At 64.7% G+C, this 19771-nt stretch carries 19 protein-coding genes; 7 read left to right on the top strand and 12 right to left on the bottom strand.

Annotated features, from left to right (window positions below; all coding sequences use genetic code 11):
- Positions 1-30 precede the first annotated feature (30 nt).
- The 5 genes from QFZ57_RS00225 to QFZ57_RS00205 all read left to right on the top strand — a co-directional run bounded on the left by QFZ57_RS00225 (position 31) and on the right by QFZ57_RS00205 (position 5557).
- Positions 31-798, top strand: a complete 768-nt coding sequence (locus QFZ57_RS00225) for a FadR/GntR family transcriptional regulator (RefSeq protein WP_306632237.1) — start codon at positions 31-33, stop codon at positions 796-798.
- 190 nt (positions 799-988) lie between these two features.
- The gene (locus QFZ57_RS00220; RefSeq protein WP_306632236.1) at positions 989-2245 is read left to right on the top strand and encodes an ABC transporter substrate-binding protein; all 1257 of its coding nucleotides are present in this window, start codon (positions 989-991) and stop codon (positions 2243-2245) included.
- A 57-nt stretch (positions 2246-2302) separates the two neighbouring features.
- On the top strand, positions 2303-3226 hold the full coding sequence (locus QFZ57_RS00215; RefSeq protein ID WP_306897104.1) for a carbohydrate ABC transporter permease: 924 nt from the start codon (positions 2303-2305) through the stop codon (positions 3224-3226).
- Positions 3216-4115 (top strand): carbohydrate ABC transporter permease, encoded by a 900-nt coding sequence (locus QFZ57_RS00210; protein ID WP_306632234.1) that lies wholly within the window; start codon positions 3216-3218, stop codon positions 4113-4115. The genes QFZ57_RS00215 and QFZ57_RS00210 overlap by 11 nt, the downstream gene beginning before the upstream one ends.
- Positions 4116-4198: 83 nt before the next feature.
- Positions 4199-5557: an alpha-L-fucosidase gene (locus QFZ57_RS00205; protein ID WP_306632233.1), complete on the top strand. Its 1359-nt coding sequence runs from the start codon at positions 4199-4201 to the stop codon at positions 5555-5557.
- 66 nt (positions 5558-5623) lie between these two features.
- On the opposite strand, the gene QFZ57_RS00200 is transcribed toward QFZ57_RS00205, so the two are convergent.
- Both QFZ57_RS00200 and QFZ57_RS00195 read right to left on the bottom strand, forming a co-directional pair.
- Positions 5624-6376 carry an ArsR/SmtB family transcription factor gene (locus QFZ57_RS00200; RefSeq protein WP_306632585.1) on the bottom strand — a complete coding sequence of 251 codons (753 nt, stop codon included), beginning with the start codon at positions 6374-6376 and terminating at the stop codon, positions 5624-5626.
- Positions 6377-6439: 63 nt separating this feature from the next.
- Positions 6440-7675, bottom strand: coding sequence for a mechanosensitive ion channel family protein (locus tag QFZ57_RS00195; protein WP_306897101.1), 1236 nt, complete (start codon positions 7673-7675; stop codon positions 6440-6442).
- 168 nt (positions 7676-7843) lie between these two features.
- On the opposite strand from QFZ57_RS00195, the gene QFZ57_RS00190 reads away from it, so the two are divergent.
- A complete protein-coding gene (locus QFZ57_RS00190; protein ID WP_306897099.1) occupies positions 7844-8179 on the top strand; it encodes a cupin domain-containing protein in 336 nt (111 codons plus the stop codon).
- Positions 8180-8193: 14 nt separating this feature from the next.
- On the opposite strand, the gene QFZ57_RS00185 is transcribed toward QFZ57_RS00190, so the two are convergent.
- From QFZ57_RS00185 to QFZ57_RS00140, 10 genes are all read right to left on the bottom strand, one after another.
- Entirely contained in the window at positions 8194-9435 is a 1242-nt protein-coding gene (locus tag QFZ57_RS00185; RefSeq protein WP_306897098.1) for an MFS transporter, read from the bottom strand.
- A 177-nt stretch (positions 9436-9612) separates the two neighbouring features.
- Positions 9613-9798 carry a hypothetical protein gene (locus QFZ57_RS00180; RefSeq protein WP_306897097.1) on the bottom strand — a complete coding sequence of 62 codons (186 nt, stop codon included), beginning with the start codon at positions 9796-9798 and terminating at the stop codon, positions 9613-9615.
- 67 nt (positions 9799-9865) lie between these two features.
- Positions 9866-11140 carry an AGE family epimerase/isomerase gene (locus QFZ57_RS00175; protein WP_306897095.1) on the bottom strand — a complete coding sequence of 425 codons (1275 nt, stop codon included), beginning with the start codon at positions 11138-11140 and terminating at the stop codon, positions 9866-9868.
- 42 nt (positions 11141-11182) lie between these two features.
- A complete protein-coding gene (locus tag QFZ57_RS00170; RefSeq protein WP_306632227.1) occupies positions 11183-11926 on the bottom strand; it encodes a sulfite exporter TauE/SafE family protein in 744 nt (247 codons plus the stop codon).
- Positions 11927-13366, bottom strand: a complete 1440-nt coding sequence (locus tag QFZ57_RS00165; RefSeq protein WP_306897093.1) for an NAD-dependent succinate-semialdehyde dehydrogenase — start codon at positions 13364-13366, stop codon at positions 11927-11929.
- Between the two features lie 101 nt (positions 13367-13467).
- The gene (locus tag QFZ57_RS00160) at positions 13468-14283 is read right to left on the bottom strand and encodes a carbohydrate ABC transporter permease (protein WP_306632225.1); all 816 of its coding nucleotides are present in this window, start codon (positions 14281-14283) and stop codon (positions 13468-13470) included.
- Positions 14284-14287: 4 nt separating this feature from the next.
- The gene (locus QFZ57_RS00155) at positions 14288-15244 is read right to left on the bottom strand and encodes a carbohydrate ABC transporter permease (protein ID WP_306897090.1); all 957 of its coding nucleotides are present in this window, start codon (positions 15242-15244) and stop codon (positions 14288-14290) included.
- On the bottom strand, positions 15241-16530 hold the full coding sequence (locus QFZ57_RS00150) for an ABC transporter substrate-binding protein (RefSeq protein WP_306897088.1): 1290 nt from the start codon (positions 16528-16530) through the stop codon (positions 15241-15243). The genes QFZ57_RS00155 and QFZ57_RS00150 overlap by 4 nt, the downstream gene beginning before the upstream one ends.
- A 93-nt stretch (positions 16531-16623) precedes the next feature.
- Entirely contained in the window at positions 16624-17508 is an 885-nt protein-coding gene (locus tag QFZ57_RS00145) for an aldolase (protein WP_306897086.1), read from the bottom strand.
- Between the two features lie 12 nt (positions 17509-17520).
- Positions 17521-18432, bottom strand: coding sequence for a carbohydrate kinase family protein (locus QFZ57_RS00140; protein ID WP_306897084.1), 912 nt, complete (start codon positions 18430-18432; stop codon positions 17521-17523).
- Positions 18433-18567: 135 nt separating this feature from the next.
- Between QFZ57_RS00140 and QFZ57_RS00135 the strand changes: the two genes are divergently transcribed.
- Positions 18568-19710, top strand: coding sequence for a Gfo/Idh/MocA family protein (locus QFZ57_RS00135; protein ID WP_306632220.1), 1143 nt, complete (start codon positions 18568-18570; stop codon positions 19708-19710).
- The last annotated feature ends 61 nt before the right edge of the window (positions 19711-19771 follow it).

Genomic DNA, 19771 nt, shown 5'->3' with positions numbered 1-19771 from the left:
GCTGAAGGAGTACCAGGAAAGGCGGCTGTCATGACCAGCGACAATGCCAATGGCTCGATGTCCCAGACCGACGTCGTGATCTCGGGTGTGAAGCGGATGCTGTCCTCGCGGCGACTCCGGCCGGGGGACCGGCTCCCCATCGAGAAGGACCTGGCAGCGGAGCTTCAGGTGTCCCGCGGCTCCCTTCGGGAAGGGGTCCGGGCGCTCTCCACCATGGGCATTCTGGAAACCAAGCAGGGTGCCGGCACCTTTGTCACCCGACTGGAGCCCGCAGCCCTGCTGTCGGCAATGGAATTCTGGGTCGGCTTGCAGGACGGAGAGCGTGCCAACCAAGTGCACACGGTACGGCGGGCCCTTGAAACGGAGGCTGCAGCGGCGGCCGCAGTCAGCATTGGCGCGGAGCAACTCGATAAGGCTGAAAAGATTTTGGAACGGGCGCACGTTGCTATCCATGCCTCACCCATCGATCACGCCGGCGCCATGCAGTGCGACATCGAATTCCACCGGCTGATCGCCGAGGCATCCAGGAACCATGTGCTTTCAGCCCTGATCGAGACCGTCTCCACTAATACGATCCGCGGCCGCATGTGGCGCTCCCTCCATGACAATGAAGGGCTGTTGGCAACACACCGGGAGCACCTGGGGATCCTGGAGGCGTTGCGCCGGCATGACGTCGACCGGGCCCGGACGCGGATGGCCAACCATTTGTATGCCGTTGAGGACTACGTCACCACCATCCCCGCATCTGGGCTTGAAGGACAGAGTCAGGAAGCTGATTCATCCGACCTTGTCGGGTAAGACACCGGGCTATCCGGTCATATCAGTAGGGAATGCGGGTCAAGCATAGAAAAAGATCAGATGATTCCTTGACTTTGCAATCGGGGGAGGTTCATTCTGTTGGGGACAAAGGTTGCGGAAATCACAGCGGGCAGGCCACGAGGACGTCGCCGGGCAGCCTTTGTTCCCCAGCTATGAAAGGACATTCGTCGTGTCGAATAACCGCGTTACCGGCAAGCTGCTCACAGCGGCAGCCGTGGCCGCCCTCGCAGCAGGCGCCCTTACTGCCTGTGGTTCCTCAAGCACAGGGTCCTCGTCCGGGGAGAGCAAGGAAGCTTCTTCGATGTACACCTGGATCACTAACGAAAACGACCGGGCGCAATGGCAGGCCTTTGTGGACGCGGCCAAGAAGAAGGACCCCGCGTTCAACCTGACCCTTGAAGGGCCGAGCTTCAACGACTACTGGACCAAGGTCAAGACCCGGCTGTCCAGCTCGGGAGCGCCATGCATCATCACCACTCAGGCCGCACGCGCACAGGAGCTCAAGGACCTGACGGTTCCCCTGGATGACATGGTGAAGAGCAACAACATGGATGTGTCCATGTACAACAAAGCAATGATTGACGGCCTGACCGTTGACGGCAGCCTCCGGGGCATCCCCTATGACGCGGAGCCGGTGGTCCTCTACTACAACAAGGACCTCCTCGCCGCCGCGGGCGTCCAGGAACCGACCACCAATTACACCACCAGCAAGTTTGCCGCGGACCTCAAAGCGCTGACGAAAGACGGGGTGATGGGTCTCGCCGTGCCGCCGGGCTTCGGCTCCGGCCCGGGACTTCCCATGGCCTTCGCCAACGGGAACGAACCGGTCAAGGATGGAAAGCTTGATCTCACGAACCAAGGCCTCGTCAAAGACCAGCAGTTCGCGTTCGACCTCGTGGCGAAGGAGAAGCTCGGCAACGCCCCTCAGGCGTCGGATGGAACCGACGTGCCGGAGCAGCAGTTCATGAGTGGCAAGGCAGCCATGATCATTGACGGTCCCTGGATGTACGACACCTTGACTACCAAGACCCAGGGCAAGGTGGGCATCGCCGTCATCCCTTCCACTTCGGGAGAAAGCGTCGGCATGATCCAAGGGTCCGCGTTTGCCATCGGCGCGTCCTGCAAGGACAAGGAGGCAGCCTTCAAGAACATCATGAAGATCACCACTCCCGAGGTGATCGGGGCCGTCGGTGCCGCGCGCGGGACAGTGCCCTCTGTTGAGTCCGCCGTGAAGGACTGGGCAGGTACCAAGCCGGCCGCCGACGTCGCCGTTGTGCAGGCCCTGCTTAAGAGCGGGCGGCCGCTGGTCACCACGCCCAGCTGGAACCAGGTGGAAACCAACTTCACCCAGTACTCCGGAGAAGGCTTCCGCGGCACCAAGACCGCGCAGGAACTCCTCTCCACCATCATGAACTCAGCCAAGTAATCTCCCGGGGGCGGGTTCCCGCAGCGGAGCCTGCCCCCTTGATGGAACAGGTCAACGATGACTGCTTTACCTACGCTTGCTGTAAAAGACGGCGTGAAGAGGCCTGCTGCCAGCAGTGGTCATGGCAGGCTCGCCGTGGCTTACCTGGCCCCCGGAATGCTCGGGTTCCTGATCTTCATTGTGCTTCCGCTGGTTGCTTCGCTGGTGATCAGCATGTTCGACTGGCCTTTGTTCGGCACACCGAAGTTCGTGGGGCTGGACAACTACATTCGGATGCTTACGGGGGATCCCGTCTTCTGGACGGTTCTTGGGAACACCCTTTTCTTCGCCGTGTGCTACACGGTTTTCAACCTCGTTGCAGCCCTGGGTGTGGCCGTGTGGCTCCACAGCCTGGGCAGCTGGGGCCCCTTCTTCCGCGTGCTGTTCTTCATTCCGGTGGTAACGCCCATGGTGGCCAACGCGTTGGTGTGGCGGCTCATGCTGACCGACGACGGTGTTATTAACAGTTTCCTTGCCACCCTCGGCATACACGGTCCATCGTGGCTCAGCGACAGCGGACTGGCGATGGGGTCGCTGATCGCAATGTCAGTGTGGCAGGGGATCGGCTACAACATCATCGTCCTTGGAGCCGGGCTGAACGCCATCTCACCGAATCTGCTCGAAGCGGCCCGCATTGACGGCGCGGGGGCGTGGCAGCGGTTCTTCCGCGTGGTGCTGCCAATGCTGTCGCCGTCGCTCTTTTTCTGCACGGTCATGACCATCATCGGCTCATTCAAGGTGTTCACCCAGCCGTACCTGCTGACGCTCGGCGGCCCCGGTGATTCCACCAACACGATTGTTCTCTACCTCTACCGCAACGGTTTTTCCTTCGACAAGCTCGGCTACGCGTCGGCCCTGGCCTGGGCCCTGTTTGTGATCGTCATGCTCATCACGGCGCTGCAGTTCTCGCAGCAAAAGAGGCTGGTCAACTATGACAACTGAAACGCTCGCCCAACCGGACGCGGACAAGCGCCTTGCTCACCGGCGGCGCACCAGATCGGTACGAACGCGGAGGCGCACGGGGCGCTACATCAGCCGGATCGGGGTCATCCTCGTGGGGCTTGCCTTCTTTTTCCCGTTCATCTGGATGTTCGCCACGTCGCTGAAGCCCACCTCCGAAATATTTTCCACGGGTTCCAGTTTCCTGGCGTCACGGGTGGAGTGGTCGAACTACGTCACGGCGTGGACCGCCATTCCGTTTGGGCGGGTCATCATCAACAGTTTCCTCGTGGCCGTCTTAGGGGCGGTGCTGACCACCGTGGTGTCATTGCTCTCCGCTTACGCTTTCGCCCGGCTGCAGTTCAAGCACCGGGACAAGCTGTTCCTCGTCTTCCTCGGAACCTTGGTGCTGCCCCAGGAAGTCCTGGTGATCCCCCTCTACATCATGATGAACAAGCTGGACCTGGTGAATTCGCTGCCGGCCCTCATCGTCCCCTTTGCCTTCGGCGCGTTCGGTGCCTTCCTCATCCGCCAGTTTCTTCTTTCCCTGCCGGTTGAGTTCGAAGAGGCGGCCCGGATTGACGGTGCGGGTTCAATGCGGATCCTTTGGAGCGTCATCCTGCCGCTGGTCCGCGCGCCGCTGGCCGTCGTGGCCGTCTTCAGCTTCATCGATTACTGGAGCAGTTTCCTTTGGCCGCTGATCGTCATCAATGACGTCTCACAGGCCACCATTCCGCTGGGGCTCTCCATGTTTTCCGGTGAACGCGGAACCGACTGGGGACCGCTGATGGCAGCCGCAACCGTCGCCGTGATTCCCAGCCTCCTTGTGGTCATCCTCCTCCAGCACCAGCTGGTGAAGGGCGTGAGCATGGGCGGCTTCGGTGGGCGTTGAGCCGCCGGATCACCTAAGTCCGCCCTGGACCCCAATTTTCCCTATCCCACCAAGATTCCTGACTGAACGAATTGGAGTGCAACATGACCGACGCCATGGCCAGCCCTGACGAGTGGAAGAAGTTGTCCCGGCCCATGCCGGAGTGGTTCCAGAACGCCCCTTTCGGCATCTTCATCCACTGGGGCGCCTACTCCGTCCCCGCCTGGGCCGAGCCCATCGGAGCCCTGGGCACCATAGAAGACGACAAGGAATGGTTCACCCACAACCCGTATGCGGAGTGGTACTACAACACCATCCGGATTGACGGCAGTCCCGCCCAGCAGCACCATAAGGAAACTTTCGACGGCGAAGATTACGATGCGTTCCTGGACCAGTGGAAAGCCGAGCAGTTTGATCCCGCCGAATGGGTGGAGCTGTTCCGTTTTGCCGGCGCCGACTATGTAGTTCCCACCACCAAGCACCATGACGGAATCGCCCTCTGGGATGCCCCGGGAACCGGGGAGAGGAATACGGTCCATCGCGGGCCCCGGAAAGACCTGATCGGGGAAATCGCAAAGGCCGTCACCGACCGGGGGCTGAAGCTGGGGCTGTATTACTCCGGGGGACTTGACTGGCATGTGCGTCACCTCCCGCCGCACATCACCAGCGAAAGCGTCCACGGTTCGTCCCGCCCCAAGGACGCCGAGTATGCCGCATACGCGTACGAGCACGTCGTGGACCTGGTGGACAAGTACCGGCCCCATGTTCTCTGGAACGATATCGAATGGCCCGACGCCGGCAAGCACTTCGGCGAGCACGGGCTTGGCAAGCTGTTCGAGCATTTCTACTCGGTCAACCCGGAGGGCGTGGTCAATGACCGTTGGGGGGAAACCCACAAGGACTATGCCACCAGTGAGTATGAACATTCGGTCCAGTCGGAGTCGGAGGCGGAATGGGAGAACTGCCGGGGCATCGGATTCTCGTTCGGGTTCAACCAGGTGGAAGGCCCGGAACAGTCGCTCACGGGTCCGCAGCTGGCACGCCATCTGGCCGACGTCGTCTCCCGCGGCGGCCACTTCCTGCTGAATGTGGGCCCACGGGCAGACGGCACCATCCCGGAAATCCAGCGGCAGGCCCTGACCGGCCTGGGCCGCTGGATGGCAACGGCAAAGCAGTATCTGGTGGGAGCGGCTCCCCTGGCTGGCGCGCCGGCCAGCAGCCAGGACGATTCCTGGATCCGCTGGGTGGACCGGGGGACCGAAGTGGTGGCCTTCGTTGACGGTTCCGGAGACGCGTCCGCCGTGCTCGAGCTCAACCCCAACGAGTTCGCGCTGGACCAAGCCTCGGTGGCCGGCCCCGGCGGCACTGTGAAATCCGCCGGCCGGACAGTGCAGGTGACTCTCTCGCCTGACCGCCTGGGCCCGGTCCTCGTCCGCATCCCGCGCGCTGGGCAGCATCCCTAGCAGCGCCTCAGCAGGAACCAGTGCGGCGGCCGTCCTCCAATCTTGGGTGACGGCCGCCGTCGTGCCCTACGTGTACATCAGCGAGCCCGGCGTGGTGAGCTTTTCGCCCGTTTCGAGCCAGGTCTTCAGCCCGGAGAGGATCATCGGCCAGCCGCCGTAGAGCTGTTCGTTGGCACCCTCGCGCAGGTCGCTGTGCGTAACGGTGAGGTGGCAGGAATCGCCCACGGGTTCGATCTCCCAGGTGACGGTGGAGGTGCCCTCGGCCTTGACGTCCTCGCCCCAGAGGGCGCGCATGGTCTGCACCAGGCGGCGGGGCGGGTCCACCTCCAGGTTCTCGCCCTCGCCCAGAGGTGCGCCCGCCTTCGGGTTGCCCATGACGAACCGGCCGCCGGGGGACCAGTCGGCCTCGAGGGTGTTCCCGAACTGGTACTTGCTGCGGATATCGCTGTCCGTAATGGCTTCCCAGAGCCGTTCGGGGGTGGTCTTGATGTAAATCTCGAAGATCTTTTCCATGGGACTTTCCAATCTGGATTTGAGGTCGCTGAGGGCAGCGGCCCATGGTTCTGCGTATTTGCTGACCCAGCGGTCGTGGACCAGCCGGATGGGGACCGGATTCAGGAAGTGCAGCTTTTCCCGGCCCCGACGGCGGGTCACCACCAGGCCTGCGTCCTCCAGGATGCGGAGGTGCTTGGCGATCCCGAACCGGGTCATGTCGAACCGTGCTTCAAGGGAGCTCAGGGTTTGGCCGTCCTCGCGGAACAGCTCATCGAGCAGATCCCGTCGGGTGGGGTCGGAGAGTGCCTTGAACACGTCGTCCATGACAGCAATAATAGGTGACTTAATGGTCACATATCAAGGGTTTGCGGGCTGATCCCGCCGGGATCAGTTGCGTGAGGCGAGATTCCGGTCGCGCTCCTCGAACACCTCCTCGCCAGGTCCAATGAAGGCGCGCGACCGTTCCACCGCCTCGATCGAACCGGTGAACAGCTGCGATTCATGCGGGTCTGCCGGGGGACGCGCACCGCCGGACCCGGGCGAACCCAGCCCCCGCAATGGTGCCCCGCGCCGGGTGGCCGTGCCGGCGTCGTCCGCCGCCTGCTCCCAGCGCTGGTGCGGCAGGGCCTGCGGATGGTTCTGCTGGAGGAATGTCACCATGGTTTCGCGGACCAGGCAGCGCAGGTCGAACAGCGCCGCACTGTCCGCCGCGCTGACCAGGATCCGGACGCGGACAAAACCGCCGGTGGCATCGGTGATCTGCAGGACGCCCACTCGCTCGTCCCACAGCTCCGTCCCGGCCAGGACGCGGCGCAACTCGGTGCGCATGTCCTCCACGGGCGCGCGCCAGTCGAGGTCGAACTCCACGGTGCCCATCACCTCGGACTGGCGGCGGGTCCAGTTCTCGAAAGGCGTGGTGGTGAAGTAGGTGGACGGCAGGATCAGCCGGCGGTCATCCCAGAGATGCACTACCACGTAGGTGAGCGTGATTTCCTCGATCCGGCCCCACTCCTTCTGCACTACCACCACGTCGTCCACACGGATGGCGTCGGTGAAAGCCAGCTGCATGCCGGCGAAAACATTCACCAGGGACGTCTGCGCGGCGAGGCCTGCAACGATGGAGATCACGCCTGCGGACGCCAGAAGTCCGGCACCCAGCGCCTGGATGGCCGGGAAAGTCAGCATCGCGGTGCCGACGGCGAGCACCACCACCAGTGCCACGGCGATCCGCCGTGCGAGGATCATCTGGGTGCGCAGCCGCCGTGCCCGCCGGTTGTCCGCCACGTCCACGCTGTGCCGGTTCAGCACCACTGCCTCAACGATGAGCAGCACCGCAACGGCAAGCCAGGCGAACGCGCCGATGAGGGCAATCAGCAGGAAATGGTCGACGCCGGCGTGCCAGCTTTCGCTGTCAGCCGTAAGCCCCAGCGCGGTCCGGACGCCCACCAGGCACAGTGCCAGCCGCAGCGGCTGGCGGGCCACGCGTGAGGTGGCCTGCAGTTCGGGCCGCTTCCGGTTCAGGCGGAGGACCACCTTGCGGAGCAGCCAGGACAGTGCGAGCCCGACCACCACCGCCAGGGCCATGGCAATGAAGGGCAGGGCGGGATTCAGGACGTCTAGCATCCTTTAAGCTCTATCAACTTCGGGCTAATGGGGCGAAGTTGACATGCACACTCCCGATCTCTCCTCACACGCTGCATGACCACGTCGAATCGCTCTTCGCAAAAGTGGGGGTGGGGAGCCGGGGCGGATTGGTCGCCAGGATGACGGCTGGTGGGTAGCCTTGGGCGCATGCAGAAGATATCGATCGATGCGCTGGCCCGGCAGCAGCTCGAGGCTGCCCTCGGCTCCACGAACGGCAGGGCTGCCGACACCGTGTACGGCGGCCACGAAAAGATCCTCCGCCAGACGGTCATGGCCATGACAGCCGGAACGCAGCTGAGCGAGCACCAGAATCCCGGCGACGCCACCGTCTTCGTGCTCCAGGGATGCGTGAGCCTTCGGGCCGGCGGGGACTCCTGGCAGGGCAAGCCCGGCGACCTGCTGGTCGTCCCGCCCGGCCTGCACAGCCTCCACGCCGAAGAGGACTCCACGTTCCTGTTTACGGTGGCCAAGTACCGCGACTGACCAGGTGCGGGTGGTTATGCGCGATCCGTAATGCTGTCCTTCACCGGCCGGGGCTCCAGCCAGATGCGTTCACGGGGGCCGGGCGGGTAGGCATACCGCTTCCCGGCAAAGGTGATCAGCAGGGCGGCAACCACAGGTATGGCGGCAGCCACCGGAACCAGAAGCGGGCCGCCCACCACCAGGGCCGCGGAACCGTACAGTGCGCCGATGGTGATCCCCAGCTGGATGGTCAGGACGGTAAGCCCGTTCGCGGCCTCGCTGTACTCGCCGCCGGCACGGAGGATTGCCGACTGGTTGTAGATGCCGATCGCGCCCAGGCCGGCGCCCCAAATGGTCATCAGCACCAGGGCCATGGGCAGGTTTCCCACCGCCAGGGGCAGGAGGAACATCGATGCGGCGATCCCTGCCGTCGTTATCAGCAGCGAACGGCGGGGACGCGAGTCCACGGTGAGCCCCGCAATCCAAATGCCCAGCAGACCGGACCCGCCCAGCACAGTGAGGGAGAGGCTGATGGCGTAGTCTGGCAGGCTCGCCTCGCGGATGAACGGCGCGATGTAGGTGAACAGGGCGAAGTGGGCCAGCACCAGCAGCGGCCAGGCGACGGCCACTGACTTCACGCCGGGCTGGCCGATGGCCTTGCGCAGGGACGGCCGGGCGGCGTCGGTGATCCGCCGGACGCGGGGGAGCAGCCAAAACGCCAGCACGGTCAGGACCACGCCGAACCCCGCCAGCACCAGGAACGCCGCACGCCAGCCCAGGAATACACCCAGGGCCGTGCCCACGGGGGCTCCGATGGCCAGGCCCAGGCTGTTGCCGCTGAACACGATCGCCAGGGCCTTGCCCACTTTGTCTGCCGGGACCACGCGGGATACGAACGGCGCCATGGTGGTCCAGAGCAGCCCGTGCGCCAGGCCGCCCACCAGCCGTGCGATCATCGCCGCGGTGAAGTCCGGTGCCAGTCCCACCAGCGCATTACTGAGCGCAAAAGTCAGGACCAGCCCCACCAACAGCGCATGCCGCGGGATCTTTCCCAACAGCCGGGCCGCGGGAACCACCGTGATAACGATGACGGCGGCGTAGGCGGCGGCAAGGTAGCCGGCCACCGGCTCGGACACCCCCAGGCCCGTGCTGATCTGGGGCAGCAGGCCGGACGGGAGGAGCTCGGTGGTGATGGCGGTGAAGGCGATGGTGGCGAGGACCACCATCGCGGCATAGGGAAAGCGGGCAGGTTCCGGCGCGGGGATCGCGGAAGACATGGGGGAGTGGTCCATTCAAGGGAAGGGGGTTGGAATGCGGCTCTGCTCGCCTGCAATTCCTCCCTTAAATTTACCGGATCGAACGGCTTGTCATGGACGTGACACGTTCTTCAGTTCCAGCCCCGGGCGGCTCTTTGCAGCGGCGCCGCCCCTGCTTCCCGGCCCCTTGGAGCCGGGCTACCGCGCGCCGAAATCGGTGTCCGTGTAGGACCCTGGCCGGCGGGAGGCGCCCTGGCAGGTGCACACGCCCTGCACTTCGATGCGCACCGCCGCCGGTACGCCGGTCTCGATGCGCAGGTTCAGGGGCTCGCCGGCCCCAGCGGTGACATTCAGGACTGGTTCCTGGGTGGAGATGGCAGGCATTGGTTGTCCTTTCGGAAGGGGTTTCAGACGTGAAGGTGGATGGAAGACGCCGGTGCGGCCGGTGAAGTCAGGGGCCGGCAGGCTCCGCGCCTTGGACGGTTCCGCTAAGACGTGCGTCCAGCAGGCCTGCCGCGACCGCTGGAGCGAGCCCGGGTGCCAGCGGAAGGCGGGGAACCACCAGGCAATGCCACAGGTGATAGATGTCCGCCTTGCCGGACCATACGGTCGAAGTGACGTTGCCGTTCTCGTCAAGTTCCTGCTTCCACGATCCGTGCTCGTAGTCGATGAACCAGTCGTGGGCGTGGTCCCAAATCCGCTCGTACCAGTCCGCATACTTCTTCTCGCCGGTGGCGATGTAGAGGGCTGCAGCGCCCCCGATTGCCTCTGCGGGTACCCAACGAATGCGGGTGGTGACAACCGGCTTGCCTTCCCAGTCGACCGTGTAAACAAATCCCGGATGGCCGTCCGGTTCCCACGCGTCCCGGATGGCGGCGTCGAACAGGCCCCGCGCGTCTTCCAGCAGCCAGGCCGGGACGTCCAGGCCGCGCGCCTCGAGCCCGGCGCGGAGGTGGAGGAGCAGTCGCGCCCACTCGACCCAGTGGCCGGGGGTTCCGCCATATGCGCGGAATTGGCTGGCTCGGTCATCGGTGTTGTACTCCGGCATGGGGTTCCACGCGGGGTCGAAGTGCTCGAACACACGGTAGTTGTTGTTGCGCGCAAATTTGTGGATGAGGACTTCGGCGATGTGCAGGGCCCGCTTGAGCCAGCGGTCCTCCCCGGTCACATCGGCGACGATCAGGTATGCCTCGACCGAATGCATGCTCGCGTTCCCGCCACGGTACGCCTCGGTTTCCGTGAAGTTCCGGTTCCACGAGTCAAAGCACATGTTGGCCTCGTGGTCCCAGAATTTTGTGTCGGCTATCCGCAGCGCCTCGCCGAGCAATTCCCGGGCGCCGGGGCGTCCTGCCGCAACGGCACTGGCAGCAGCGAGGAGCACGAAAGAGTGCTGGTAGCCGGACTTGGTGTCATTCACCGGGCCGTTCCCGTCCACTTCGGCGTACCAGCCGCCAAACTCATCATCGTGCAGGACTCCGGTGAGAGCCGCTATGCCGTGGTCGACGAGCATTCCGGCACCCGGCCGTCCCATCAGGGCGGCCACAGCGAAGCTGTGCGTCATCCGCGCGGTGATCCAAAGATGGGTTGGCTTGTCCGTGAAAACCGCGCCGTTGTTGTCGAGCCAGCCGAATCCGGTAGGGACTTTGGATGCCGCGGCGAAATTGATGAGCCGGTCGGTTTCCGCCTCGAGCCATCGTGCGTGGGCGGCGCTGTTCAGCCACGTCATGTTATTACCTCTCTCTGCTGCAGGTGCAAGTGAAATTTGGGGTCATGCGACGGCGTCAAGCACGCCGCGGATTATGGTGGCGGCCGCGCCCAGGTAGGCCAGGATAATCAGCAGGATCTGGGCGGCGCGGGCAGGAACGTGTTTGGCGGCGAGGTCGCCCACGACGAGTCCGGTCAGGCAGGCGGCGGCGACGGCGAGCCACATGGCCAACGGCAGCACCGGGAACGAGGCGGGTGCCGTGATCGCCTTCGAGATAAGCGAGAACGTTCCGATGGTGAAGAAGTACGGCTGCATGGTGGCTGCGAACGATTTGTGCTGCCACCGGGTGGCGATGGAGTACATGCTGACCGCCGGACCGCCCACACCCGCCGCTGTGTTCATGAAGCCGCTGAGGCCGCCGGCGGTAAAGAGGTAGCGGCGGCGCTCCGGCAGGGTGGCGGACTTCAGGACCAGGAGGACGGTCAGGCCCACGGCGAGGATCACTCCGATGGAGATCTCCAGGACCGCCGGCGCTATGAAACGGATGAGAACCGCTGCGGGGATGATGCCGAGCAGGGCAGAGGCGGCGAGCAACAGGTACCGCTTCCAGTCGACGTCCCGGACAACCCGGAAGATAATGGCCGCCGACGTCACGGCGCCGCACACGTTCACCAGCACCACACCCTCCACCGGGCCCAGGAGCAGGACCAGGAAGGGGGCGGCCACCAGGGCGAAGCCCATCCCGGTGATGCGCTGCATCCCGGCACCCATCACCACGGCGCCCAGCACCAGCCCGGTGGTCAGCACTTACGGCCTCCAGGCCACGTACTGGACCTCCTCGAACTCTTCGAGGCCCAGGCTTGATCCCTCCCGGCCCAGGCCGGATTGCTTGGCGCCGCCCATCGGGGCGAAGGCAACGGACGGCAGGGGATCGTTTACGCCGACGATGCCCGCTTCGAGCCGCTCGGGGATGTCCCAGCCGCGCTTGGGGCTGCCGCTCCACACGTAGGCGGCCAGGCCCATCTCCGTGGCATTTGCCTTCCGGATGGCGTCCTCCTCCGACGAGAAGGTGACGACGCCGGCCGCCGGGCCAAAGACTTCCTCGGTCACCAGGGGTGCGTCGTCCGGGACGTCGGCCAGCAGCGCGGGTGCCAGGAAGGACCCTTGCGCGGGGACGGAAGTCCGTTGCGTCACGCGGCGGGCGCCGCGCTCCAGAGCGTCATCCACCAGGGCCTGCACCGCGGTCACCCTTTCGGCGTCAATGACGGGACCGAGGTCCGGGACCGGTGCGCCGCCGTCGGGAACGCCGTGGCCGATGCTCATCGCATCAAAGCGGGCGCCCAGCTTCTGCGCGAACTCCTCCGCGATGCTCTCCTGGACCAGGAACCGGTTGGCGGCGACGCAGGACTGGCCGGTGTTGCGGAGCCGGCCCAGGACGGCACCTTCGACGGCGGCGTCCAGGTCGGCATCCTCGAAGACTATGAACGGGGCGTTGCCGCCCAGTTCCAGCAACGGCCGGACCACCCGCTCCGAGGCCGAAGCCATGATCTGCCGGCCCACTCCAGTGGAGCCGGTGAAGCTGACCGCCCTGACAGCCGGGTGGGACATCAACGCCCCGGTGATCTCGCGGGAGGGGCCGTGGACCAGGTTGACGACGCCGGCGGGGAAGCCGGCGTCGTGCAGCACCTCGAAAAGTCCGGTGGCGGCCAGCGGCGCCTTCTCGGATACGCGGCCCACCACGGTGCAGCCGGCGCCAAGCATGGCGGCAAGCTTCCGGGCCTGGATGGAAACCGGGAAGTTCCAGGGCGTAAGGCTGAGTGCCACGCCGATTGGCTTGCGTGTGCTGAGATGGCGGCGGCCCTGCAGCTCAGGCGGGCTGATGGTGCCGGTGGTTCGGCGCGCCTCCTCGGCGAACCACCGGAAGTACTCCACCGAGAAGTCCACCTCGCCCTGCGCTTCGGGGAGCCGCTTGCCCGCTTCGAGTGCCAGGGTGTGCGCGAGTTCCTCCCGGCGTTCTGACAGGAGGTCGGCGGCATTGCGAAGCAGATCTCCCCGGTGACGGGCAGTGGTGCGCGACCAGGAACCGAAGGCTTCCGCCGCGGCGTCGGCGGCCTTGGTAGCGTCCTCTGCGGTGCCCCAGGCCACTTCGCCTACGGTGCTGCCGTTGCCCGGGTCAGTCACGTCCTTGGCGGTACCGGCGGTGTGCCAGGTGCCGTTCACCAGGTGCCGGGCTGATTTGAGGTTCATTGATGGTGCCTTTCGTTAGGCTGGGAGGAATTCAGCATGGCGAGGGATTCAGTGCGGCCGGACGGGGCCGGCTGCCCAAGGAGCGGCCGGGGACTGGTTCCTCATCCCTTGCTGGCGCCCGCGGTGATGCCGGCAACGAAGTACCGCTGCAGGAAGACGTAGGCCACCACCACGGGCAGGGACGCCAGGATCACTCCGGCGAACAGCAGAGGGTAGTTGGTCTGGAATTCGCCCTGGAAGCTCAGGAGCGCCAGGGGCAGGGTGCGGTTGCCGGGGGACTGGATGAACAGCAGCGGGTACAGCAGTTCGTTCCAGTGGATGACGAACAGGAAGATTGCGGCTGCGGCGATGGAGGGTGCTGACAGTGGCAGGGCGATGGAGGAGTAGGTCTTCCAGGGACCGCTGCCGTCAATGGAGGAGGCTTCGTACAGTTCCTTGGGCAGGGTCCGCATGAACCCGCCCAAAATAAAGACGGCGATGGGCAGGGTGGAAACCACGTTGGCCAGAATCAGGCCGGTGAGGTTGTCGAGCAGGCCAAGCCGGCCGAAGAGCACGTACAGCGGCACCATGTTGGCTTGGGCTGGGATGGCCATGCCCAGCACCAGGAAGCCGAAGATGGCCCAGGACATGAACCCCTTCAGCCGGGACACCCCGTAACCTGCGAGGCTGGCCAGGAACAGGGTGAGCGGCACGGAGATGCCGGTGACAATGGCGCTGTTCATGAAGGACGAGCCCAGGTTCTGGCCGCCCACCACTTCGGCGAAGTTGTCCGGGGAGAGGGATTGCGGGAGGCTGAATGGCCCGGCGAAAAGTTCCTGCGTGGATTTGAAACTGCCGAAGGCCACAACGGTCAGCGGAACGATGATGATGACCGCGTAGATGGCCAGGATGGCGCGGCGGCTTATTGAAGTGAGCATGCTGCTAGTCCCCCTTCGGGGTCAGCCGGAGCAGTCGGCGCTGCAGCCACGTGACCAGGGCGATCATGGCCATGAAGATGATCGACTGGGCGGCGGCGTAGCCGAACTCCGAGTTGGCAAAGGTGCTGTAGATGCGGGTGGACAGGATGTCCAGGGCGGCCTTGGGCGGATTGCCGGCGATGCCCAGGATCAGGTCGAATGCCTTGAAGGACTGCACAGTGGTGTAGGCCACCACAATGGACGTGGCGGGGGCCACGAAGGGCCAGGTAATGGATTTGAACTGCTGCCATTTGTTGGCGCCGTCCATCTCGGCAGCTTCATAGAGTTCCCTGGGGATGGCCTGCAGTCCGGCGATGTAGACCACCATCATCTGCCCGGAGTGGAACCACACCTGGGTGACGGCCACCCAGTACAGGGCCTGGGCGTCGTTACCGAGGTAGGCGCCACCGTCCACCCCTACCGTTCTGAGGACGGAATTGGCCAGCCCGAAGTTGGGGTCGTAAATGAACTTCCAGATGAAGGCCACCGACACTGAGGACAGGATGGTGGGGAAGAAGAACAGCGCCCTGAGCAGGATGCTGCCCCTGGAGTTCTTGGTGAGGAGCAGTGCCAGCACCAGGGAGAACACGGTCTGGGCGATCACCACCAGCAGCACGAACTTCAGGTTGTTGGTCAGGGCGTTGGTAAACAGCGAATCCTTGGTGAACGCCCGGACGAAGTTGTCCACGCCCACGTAGTTGAACGCCGCCGAGAAGCCGTTCCAATCCGTGATCGCGTACTGGAAGGCCTGCAGCGTGGGCATCACCAGGAAGAAGGCAACGACGGCGACTGCTGGCAGGGGGAAGAGGTACAGTGCCGGATTTACCCGGGTGGGGGAGCGGCGGCGTACCTTGGCTGGGTTTGCGGGTGCATTGCTGCCCGGCGCCTTGCGTTTGGCAGCCGTTCCGGGATGGATGCTCATAGCCGTTCATCAACAATCTTTTGGGCGGCAGCGGCTGCCTGCTCCGGGCTGGTGCCGGAGATGACGGCCGTGGCGCTGGCTTCCACCGCATTGCGGACATCAAGGTTGTTGAACTGGAACCGGGCGGCGAGCGCGGTCTTCTTCTGCAGCCAGGGGCTCAGCCGCTTTAGGTCCGGGTTGGTGTACTCCACCTTGTCAACGGACACGTGCTGCGCGGTTTGGTTGGCGTAGTAGCCGGCATTCTCTGGCTCGGACAGGAAATCGATCCAGGCGGCTGCGGCGGCCTGGTTCTTGCTGGCCGAGTTGACGCCGAGGATGAAGGTGGCGTTGTAGGCGCCCTCATACTTGCCGTTGCCGTCAGAGGTGGTGTTGGGGAACACCAGGTCGATGGGGAACTTGGCGCCCAGCCCGCGGACTGCGGCGATATGGTATGAGCCGGTGGCCAGCATGGCCGCCTTACCCTGCGAGAACAGGTTCTGTGCCGGTTCCACGGCGGTGCCGGTGGCGTTGGGCTGAACGAACGGGGCAAGGTCCTTGTACTGTCCCAACATCTTGAGGAACCAGTCGTCGGTGCATTTGAGCTTGCCCTGTTCGATCTGGGCGCACATGTCGTCGACGGGTGCGTTGTTGGCGATCATGCAGTTGAACAGCTGGCCGCCGTTTCCGACATCGCCGCCCGGCCAGGAGATCGGGATGACACCCGCAGATGCCAGCTTCTCGCACATGCCCAGGAACGCATCCCAGTTCTTGGGGGCAATTTCCGCACCTGCCTTGTCGAAAAGGTCCACGTTGGCCATGGGCATGGGGAACACCACCTGGTAGGGCAACCCCAGCTGGCTGTCGCCGTTCCGGCCGGCGGAGAGCAGCCCCTTTTGGTAGTTGCCCACCGCCTTGCTGTCCTTGAGTTCGGTGTAGATGCCGGCTTCGGTGAAGTTCTTGAACTGTGAGCCGCGGAAGGTGGCAAAGGCGTCGCCGATTGAGCCGCCGCGCAGCTTCTGGAGGGCCTGCGCATTGTAGTCGTTGGAGGTGGAGATGTCCTGGGCGATCTCTACGCCGTCATGCTTTGCAGCGAAGCGCTTGATGAGCTCGTCGAACACGGCCTTGTCCTCGCCGCGCCAGTGCGCGAAGGACACCTTGCCGGTGACGGCGCCAGTGGACGGTGCGGCCGGTCCGCTGGCGCCTCCTGGTGCGGTGGATCCGCCGGGTCCGGCGCACGCTGCCGCAGCGGCGCCGAAGCCCAGGGCTCCGAGAAGGGCGACTGCCTGCCTGCGTGAAATCTGACTCACAATAATCTCCTCATTGAGTGTTTGGTGTGCCTTGTTTGCTTACTGCGGAAGGGGGGTTTCCCCGGTCAGGACGCGTTGGCGCTGCAGGAGCGCCTATGCGTGGCTTCGCTGGCTCGAGACGACGTCGTCAACTACGGCGCAGAGGCGCTGAAGGCGGCGGACGGCGTCGGTGGACAGGGATTCGACGACGTCGGGCGCGCCGATGCAGGATGCCCAGACGGCGCGTCCGGAGAGGAAGCCGCTGGCGCCTTCCAGGCAGGCCCATCGGACGGCATCGGGGAAGACGTCCTCGGGAACGCCCGAGGACAGGACCACCCAGGGGCCGTCGATTGCCTTGGTCAACTCGGCGCAGGCAGCCCGGACCTCGGCTTCGGAGGCCTGGCCCTTGAAGGGAACCTCCGCCTTGTAGAGGTCGGCGCCCAGGTTGCCCAGTTCCTTGGCGGCTGCCAGGATGCCGGCGTTCCAGTCGAACTCGCCGCCGGCCAGAGGCTTCCTGGAGACGGGTTCGATGATGCTGATCAGCCCGGCCGACCGGCAGCTCTCCACGAACTCGCGGACCATTGCCACGCGGCCCTCGGCGGGCTCATCCGGGCGGTACAGCACCAGCAGTTTGAGCGCTTTCACGCCCAGTGCCTTGTACTTGTGGGGATCCACCAGCGGGTCGATGGTCACCTCGCCCACCAGCTCGCCATGGGCGGTTTCGAAGTGGTCTGCAGAGGCGATGAGCCCGCAGTTGGCGTCAACCACGCCGGCCTCAATGGCCTGGTCCAAGGCGAACTGCCGGTCGATCAGGATGCCGGATGCGTACGGGGTGAGGATCCTGGCGGCTTCGAGCTTGAAGTCGCGGAGGTCCTCATCGGTCACTGGTTGGTCCGTGTGCTCGGCAAACATGTTTCGCATGGCTTCGCGCTGGTCCACGGCCAGCATCGCGAAGGCGCCGGACGGGCGTTGGAGGGGGGAAAGATCTGTGGGGCTCATGGGCTGCTTCTTTCAGCTGGTCAGGTTGGAGGCAAGGACAGGATTGATGGTCTGGTGGGGAATGGCGGAGCGGCCGTCCAGTCCGCCGCAGGAGGCGGCGGCGGTGCGGCCGGCGAAGGCTGCCGCATCCACGAGCGGAACCCCGGCGGCGACGGCGGCGAGCAGGGCGCCGTGGTAAACGTCGCCTGCGCCGAGGGTGGAGACGATGACGGCCGGTGTCGCCGGAACGTGAACGGGTTCGCCGCCGCGTTCCAGGACCCAGGCACCTTCGGAGCCGGCGGTGGCGACGACGGCGGAGGCACCGTCCTCCAGCGGTTTCCGCAGGAGCGCCTCCGGTGGCAGGTCCGCCCCGTACTCAGCAGCGAGCCTTTCGATGGTGGGGACATACAGTGCGACGCCACGGGGGCTGAAGGCAGGGATGGGGTTGCCGGCGTCGACACTGACCTTGAGGCCGGCGGGACGACCGGGGGCGCTGGCCACGGCGTTCCAGCCCAGGTGGTCCGTGTGCACCCAGGCCGCGGACTGCAGCAGTTCGGTGAAGTGGCTGCCGGCAGGGAAGCTGACAGGCGGAACCGGGCGGGTGACGATGGCACGGCTTTCAGCGGTCTTGCTGACCACGATGACGCTGGCGCCGGTTTTGACGCCTGCATCCCTGATCACTGCGGAGGTGTCCACCCCTTCCGCCTGGAGCCCACTGATGATGCGGTCGCCCTCTTCATCCGTGCCAAGGACGCCTGCGAAGGCAGTCCTTGCGCCTGCCCGGGCCGCTGCGACAGCCGCCGTCGCCGCGGGGCCGCCGCCCGCCGTCGCGAAATCCGTGGCAACCGTCCGGCTGTCCGCGGCCGGGTAATCCTGCACCAGGGCAATGGAGTCAAGGGTGGCGCATCCTACGAAGAGCAGGGTTCCAGTTGACGATCGGGGCACGTTCCACCTCGTTGTAGTTCCGGCTGATACTGAAGAAATATACACACACTATGTTGGAATAACAACACTTTCTGTATAGTTCTGTTTGGGATGCAACGCCGCGGTCCCCCTCAACGAAGAGAAACGGAGCAACTCATGTCATTGCCTTCTGCGGAATCGGTCCGGACCGTCCGGTATGGCCTCATCGGTGCCGGCCACATGGCACGCGAACATGTCCGGAACCTTGCCCTGATCCCGGGAAGCCACATCACCGCAGTCTCGGATCCCACGCCGTCTTCACTGGAAGAGACGGCCAAGGAAATTGGCTACGAGGTGCAGACGTTCACCTCCCACCAGGAGCTGCTGGCTTCAGGGCTGGTTGACGCACTGGTGATCGCCAGCCCCAATGACACGCACCTGGGCATTCTGAAGGACATCTTCGCCAGCGGTACCAACCTGCCCGTTCTGGTGGAGAAGCCGGTATGCACCAGCGCCGAACAGGCGGACGAACTTGAAGTGCTCGCCGCGAACTATCCCGCGCCGGTGTGGGTTGCCATGGAGTACCGATACATGCCGCCGGTGCAGGAAATCATTCAGGCGGCGCACAGCGGCAGGCTCGGCAACATCTACATGCTCTCCATCGTTGAGCACCGCTTTCCGTTCCTGCACAAGGTGGACGCCTGGAACCGCTTTGCCGAGCGCACCGGTGGAACGCTTGTGGAAAAGTGCTGCCACTTCTTCGACCTGATGCGGCTGATCCTGCAGGACGAGCCCGTCCGCGTCTACGCCAGCGGCGGTCACGACGTGAACCACATGGACGAGGTGTACAACGGCCGGGTTTCGGACATGGTGGACAACGCGTACGTGATCGTCGACTTCAAGGGCGGCCGCAGGGCCATGCTGGAACTGTCCATGTTCGCCGAAGGATCCAAGTTCCAGGAGCGGATCTCCATCGTCGGGGACGCCGCCAAGATTGAAACCCTGATCCCGGTGGCAGCCAACCACTGGATTCCCGGGGACGAGGCCGAAGCCACTGTGGAGTTCAGCCCGCGGTCCCCGCTGGGCCCGGAAAAGCACGAGGTTCCGGTGGACGAGGCCGTCCTGGCGGCAGGTGCCCATCACGGCTCCACCTACTACGAGCACCTCGGCTACCGGAAGGCCATCCTGGGCGAAGGGCCGGTGGAAGTCACCGTCGCGGACGGGCTGCAGTCCGTGCGAATGGGGCTTGCTGCGGAACGTTCCATTACGGAAGGACGCCCCGTGGAGCTTAGTAATGCTGCCGCTGGGGTAAGTTCATAAGAAGATTCATGTTGGAATTGCAACATCCGCCAGGCTCCTGCCCGGCTCATTGGGGAGGGAA

The sequence above is a fragment of the Arthrobacter sp. B1I2 genome (assembly GCF_030816485.1).
GTDB lineage: Bacteria > Actinomycetota > Actinomycetes > Actinomycetales > Micrococcaceae > Arthrobacter.
This window is presented reverse-complemented; position numbering and strand designations above follow the sequence as displayed.